Origin of the sequence: Mycobacterium sp. 1165178.9 (genome assembly GCF_001673555.1) — a bacterium.
GTDB lineage: Bacteria > Actinomycetota > Actinomycetes > Mycobacteriales > Mycobacteriaceae > Mycobacterium.
Genome location: NZ_LZMB01000109.1, coordinates 1 through 5263 on the forward strand (window position 1 = coordinate 1; position 5263 = coordinate 5263).

Annotated in this window: 5 protein-coding genes; 3 read left to right on the forward strand and 2 right to left on the reverse strand. The window is 68.7% G+C overall.

The features are described from left to right. Both A5652_RS05560 and A5652_RS05565 read right to left on the reverse strand, forming a co-directional pair. The coding region (locus tag A5652_RS05560) for an acyl-CoA dehydrogenase family protein (protein WP_197513777.1) at positions 1 to 422 on the reverse strand (422 nt) is incomplete at its 3' end. Continuing rightward, positions 419 to 2149, reverse strand: a complete 1731-nt coding sequence (locus tag A5652_RS05565) for an acyclic terpene utilization AtuA family protein (protein ID WP_067347478.1) — start codon at positions 2147 to 2149, stop codon at positions 419 to 421. The genes A5652_RS05560 and A5652_RS05565, both read right to left, overlap by 4 nt. A 312-nt stretch (positions 2150 to 2461) precedes the next feature. Here A5652_RS05565 and rpmF point away from each other — a divergent pair, with 312 nt between their 5' ends. From rpmF to A5652_RS05580, 3 genes are all read left to right on the forward strand, one after another. Further along, complete coding sequence (gene rpmF, locus A5652_RS05570) at positions 2462 to 2635, forward strand: 50S ribosomal protein L32 (RefSeq protein ID WP_003872812.1); 174 nt, start codon at positions 2462 to 2464, stop codon at positions 2633 to 2635. A gap of 169 nt (positions 2636 to 2804) precedes the next feature. Beyond that, the gene (gene mprA / locus A5652_RS05575) at positions 2805 to 3491 is read left to right on the forward strand and encodes a two-component system response regulator MprA (protein WP_067347481.1); all 687 of its coding nucleotides are present in this window, start codon (positions 2805 to 2807) and stop codon (positions 3489 to 3491) included. Positions 3492 to 3507: 16 nt separating this feature from the next. Continuing rightward, positions 3508 to 5079 (forward strand): HAMP domain-containing sensor histidine kinase, encoded by a 1572-nt coding sequence (locus A5652_RS05580; protein WP_067347485.1) that lies wholly within the window; start codon positions 3508 to 3510, stop codon positions 5077 to 5079. Positions 5080 to 5263 lie beyond the last annotated feature (184 nt).

Genomic DNA, 5263 nt, shown 5'->3' on the forward strand with positions numbered 1-5263 from the left:
GAGGTCCGAAGATGTCCGACGTCGGAACCGCCCCCCGGTTCGGTGATGGCGAGCGAACCGATCATCTCGCCGGCGAGAGTCGGGCGGACGAACGAGTCGATGAGCCGCTGATCGCCCGAGGCGATCATGTGCGGTACCGCGATGCCGCAGGTGAACAACGACGCGAACACTCCGCCCGGTGCTCCGGCCTGATGCATCTCCTCGCAGATGATCACCGCGTCGGCCCCGTCGCCGCCACCACCGCCGACCGATTCGGGAAAGTTCGCACCCAGCAGTCCGGCGGCCCCGGCGCTGCGGTGCAATTCACGCGGCAGGTCGCCGGTGCGTTCCCACTCGTCGACGTGGGGCAGGATCTCGCGTTCTGCGAACGAGCGCACCGTCTTTCGCAACTGTTCGCGCTCGGGCGTGGTCCAAAGATTCACAATAGACTCTCCGGGATTTCGAGGTAACGGCCGCGGAGCCATTCGCCAAGCCCCTTGGCCTGGGGGTCGAATCGGGCCTGGTATGCGACGCCCCGGCCGAGGATGCCGTCGATGACGAAGTTGACCGCCCGCAGATTCGGCAGCAGGTGGCGGGTGACGTCGAAGTCCGCCGCCTCCGGCAGCAGCTCCCTGAGCAGCTCGACGGTCAAAGTGTTGGCCAGCCATCGCCATTGCTCGTCGGTGCGCACCCAGACCCCGACATTGGCCGAGCCGCCCTTGTCGCCGCTGCGGGCGCCGGCGATGCGGCCCAGCGGGACCCGCCGCGTGGGGCCGGACGGCAGCGGCTCGGGCAGCGGCGGGGGAGTGGCGGGTGCCAATTCCAAAGTCTCGGTGGCGCAAGCGATGTCGGTCCGGGTGCCGTCGGCATGCACCGCGACGTGTGGCACCTGGGTGGCGTCGACGAAACCGGGCGTGAACACGCCATAGACCTGGCCATCGCCCGGCGGCGCGGTCACGTGGAATCCCGGATAACTGGCCAACGCCAATTCGACAGCGGCCGAGGAGAATTGGCGGCCGACGTTGGCTGGGTCGGGGTCGCGCACGACGCAGTGCAGCAGGGCGCTGGCGGCTTCTTCGGTGTCGGCGTCGGGGTGGTCGGTGCGGGCCAGCGACCACTGCAGTTCGGCGGGCTTGACGGTGAGCGCGGCGTCGAGTTGGCGGCGCATGAGGTCGGCCTTGGCCTCGATGTCCAGCCCGGTCAGCACGAAGGTCATTGAGTTGCGGAAGCCGCCGATGCTGTTCATCGACACCTTGTAGGTGGGCGGCGGGGCCTCGCCGCGCACCCCGCTGATGCGCACCCGGTCCGGCCCGTCGGACGACAGCTCGACGCTGTCCATCCTCGCGGTGACGTCCGGGTTGGCGTAGCGCGCCCCGGTGATCTCATAGAGCAGCTGCGCGGTGACGGTGTCGACGCTGACCAGGCCGCCGGTGCCCGGATGCTTGGTGATCACCGAGGACCCGTCGGCGCTGACCTCGGCCAGGGGGAAGCCGGCATGGGTGAGGTCGGCGACCTCGGTAAAGAACGAGTAGTTGCCCCCGGTGGCCTGGACCCCGCATTCGATCACGTGGCCGGCGACCACGGCGCCGGCGAGCCGGTCGTAGTCGGCGCGGTCCCAGCCGAAGTGCGCCGCGGCCGCCCCGACGATCACCGAGGCGTCGGTGACGCGGCCGGTGACGACCACGTCGGCCCCGCTGTCGAGGCAATCGACGATCCCCCAGGCGCCCAGGTACGCGTTCGCGGTCAGCGGGGTGCCCAGCCCGAGTTCGGCGGCGCGCGGCAACAGGTCGTCACCCTCCACGTGGGCGACCCGGGCGTCGATGCCCAGGCGCTCGGCCAGCGCGCGTATCGCATCGGCCAGGCCGGCGGGGTTGAGCCCGCCGGCGTTGGCGACGATGCGGACCCCGCGGTCGGTGGCCTCGCCCAGGCAGTCCTCGAGTTGGGTCAGAAAGGTCTTGGCGTAGCCGCGCTCGGGGTGCTTCATCTTGTCGCGGCCCAGGATGAGCATGGTGAGTTCGGCTAGGTAATCACCGGTGAGGTAGTCGACGTCACCGCCGGTGAGCATTTCGCGCATGGCCGACAGCCGGTCGCCGTAGAACCCCGAACAGTTCGCGATCCGGACCGCGCCGGAGCTGTCCAGACCACCAGAGGCGCCGGAAGCAGAGGCCATGCCTGCCCTCCCTTCGGGGATTCAACCGGTTCGGACCACCCAACCAACCGGTAGGTTAGCGGGTACCGCCGGTGTCACGTCAAGGATGCCTGGTGACTCCGTTAGCGCCGAGATTGCCCATGGGGTCGCATTTCGCAGAAAGTCACAGCCCTCACGGCAATCTCGGCGAGCCTGCGGGCCACCGCGACGCCCATTTTGGCGACAAGCCGACCAGCGACTATCCTGATATGCGATCGTCGCCCGTTCGGCCCACCGGCCACGCCGCGCGACATGCCGAACTGCAAGTCCCACATTGAGGAGTTAGGCCCGACTATGGCCGTACCCAAGCGCAGAATGTCGCGCGCGAACACCCGTAGCCGGCGCGCGCAGTGGAAGGCCGAGAAGACCGAACTCGTCGGTGTGACGGTCGCAGGTCAGCGGCACAAAGTGCCCCGCAGGCTGCTCAAGGCGGCCCGCCTCGGTCTGATCGACCTCGACCGCCGCTAGGCCTGATGGCGGCGGCCCGCCGCGCCCGGCTTCGCCGCGCTTGCGACCGCCGCTAGGCCTGATGGCGGCGGCCCGCCGCGCCCGGCTTCGCCGCGCTTGCGACCGCCGCTAGCCCCTTCACGGCGCGCCTCTCAGGTCAGTCTCAGGCGATGGGACGAAACTAGGGGCCGTGCGAATACTGGTCGTCGACGACGATCGCGCGGTGCGCGAGTCGCTGCGTAGGTCGTTGTCCTTCAACGGCTACTCCGTTGAGCTGGCCCATGACGGGGTCGAGGCCCTCGAACTGATCGCGAGCGATCGCCCCGACGCGCTCGTCCTGGATGTGATGATGCCGCGGCTGGACGGCCTCGAGGTTTGCCGCCAGCTCCGCAGCACCGGCGACGACCTGCCGATCCTGGTGCTCACCGCGCGCGATTCGGTGTCGGAGCGGGTCGCCGGGCTGGACGCCGGCGCCGACGACTACCTGCCGAAGCCGTTCGCCCTCGAAGAACTGTTGGCCCGAATGCGCGCGCTGCTGCGCCGCACCAAGCCGGAGGACGACGCCGAATCGGTGGCGATGACGTTCTCCGACCTGACGCTGGACCCGGTGACCCGCGAGGTCACCCGCGGCCAGCGCCGCATCAGCCTGACCCGCACCGAATTCGCGCTGCTGGAAATGTTGATCGCCAATCCGCGCCGGGTGCTCACCCGCAGCCGCATCCTCGAGGAGGTCTGGGGGTTCGACTTCCCCACCTCGGGCAATGCGCTGGAGGTATACGTGGGCTACCTGCGGCGCAAGACCGAAGCCGACGGTGAGTCGCGGCTGATCCATACGGTCCGCGGCGTGGGCTACGTCCTTCGGGAGACACCCCCGTGACGATGCGGGTCCCTCGATGATCCGGTTCCCCCGGCCTCAACGTCCACCGCTGCGCCCACCGTTGCGCGCAACGCCCTCCTTGTCGTTGCGGTGGCGGGTGATGCTCCTGGCGATGTCGATGGTCGCCATGGTCGTGGTGTTGATGGCCTTCGCCGTCTACGCCGTGATCTCGGCCGCGCTGTACAGCGACATCGACAATCAGCTGCAAAGCCGGGCGCAACTGCTGATCGCCAGCGGCTCGCTGGCCGCCGACCCCGGCAAGGCCATCGAAGGCACCGCCTATTCCGACGTCAACGCGATGCTGGTGAACCCGGGCCACGCGATCTACACCGCCCAGCAGCCGGGTCAGACCCTGCCGGTCGGCACGCCGGAAAAGGCGGTCATCCACGGTGATTTGTTCATGTCGCGGCGCACCGCCGGTGATCAACGAATCCTTGCCGTGCACCTGCAGAACGGCACGTCGTTGCTGATCTCCAAGAGCCTCAAACCCACCGAAGCGGTGATGAACAGGCTGCGCTGGGTGCTGCTGATCGTCGGCGGTGTCGGTGTGGCGGTCGCCGCGGTAGCGGGCGGCATGGTCACCAGGGCCGGGCTGCGCCCGGTGGCACGCCTGACCGAAGCGGCCGAGCGGGTCGCGCGCACCGATGACCTGAGACCCATCCCCGTGTTCGGTAGTGACGAATTGGCCAGGCTCACCGAGTCGTTCAACCTGATGCTGCGCGCGCTCGCAGAGTCGCGCGAGCGGCAGGCGCGGCTGGTCACCGACGCCGGGCATGAACTGCGCACCCCGCTGACGTCGCTGCGAACCAACGTCGAGCTGCTGATGGCCGCGATGGAACCGGGGGCGCCGCGCCTACCCGAGCAGGAGATGGTTGATCTGCGCGCAGATGTCATCGCGCAGATCGAGGAATTGTCAACGCTGGTAGGCGATTTGGTGGACCTCACCCGGGACGACGCGGGCCAGGTGGTGCACGAGTCCGTCGACATGTCCGAGGTCATCGATCGCAGCCTGGAGCGAGTCAGGCGGCGGCGCAACGACATTCACTTCGATGTCGCCGTGACGCCGTGGCAGGTGTACGGCGACGCCGCCGGGCTGTCGCGGGCGGTCCTGAACCTGCTGGACAACGCGGCCAAGTGGAGCCCGCCCGGTGGCCACGTCGGTGTCACGATGCGTCGGCTCGACCCGTCGCACGCGGAGCTGGTGATCGCCGACCACGGCCCCGGCATTCCACCGCATGAGCGCCGCCTGGTGTTCGAGCGGTTCTACCGCTCGACGACGGCACGGGCCATGCCGGGCTCCGGACTCGGGCTGGCGATCGTGAAGAAGGTGGTGCTCAACCACGGGGGACTGCTGCGCGTCGAGGACACCGTTCCCGGAGGCCAGCCCCCGGGTACTTCCTTCTATGTCCTGCTGCCCGGGCGGCCCTTGCCCGCCCCGACGTACGGCACGCCTGCAGCCGCTGAGCCGCAAACCGACCAGGTAGGCGCCGCGGCCGGCCCCACCCAAGCGCAGGGTGGCGATGAGGCGAACTCTCGGGAATCAGCGAACGTTATCTCAGTGGACTCTCAGTCCGCGCGGGCAAGGTAGGTCTGCGGCTACTGTTGAACCCAGCCGTCGACTTGCCGAAACACTGAGATAGAGGAAGAGCGACTTAGCGACATGACGAATGACCCGAGGTATTCGCCACCGCCGCAGCAGCCGGGATACCCGCCCGTGCCTAATCAAACTGCGCCCGTCCCGAGCCACGCGGGGTCCCCAGGTTACGGCCCGG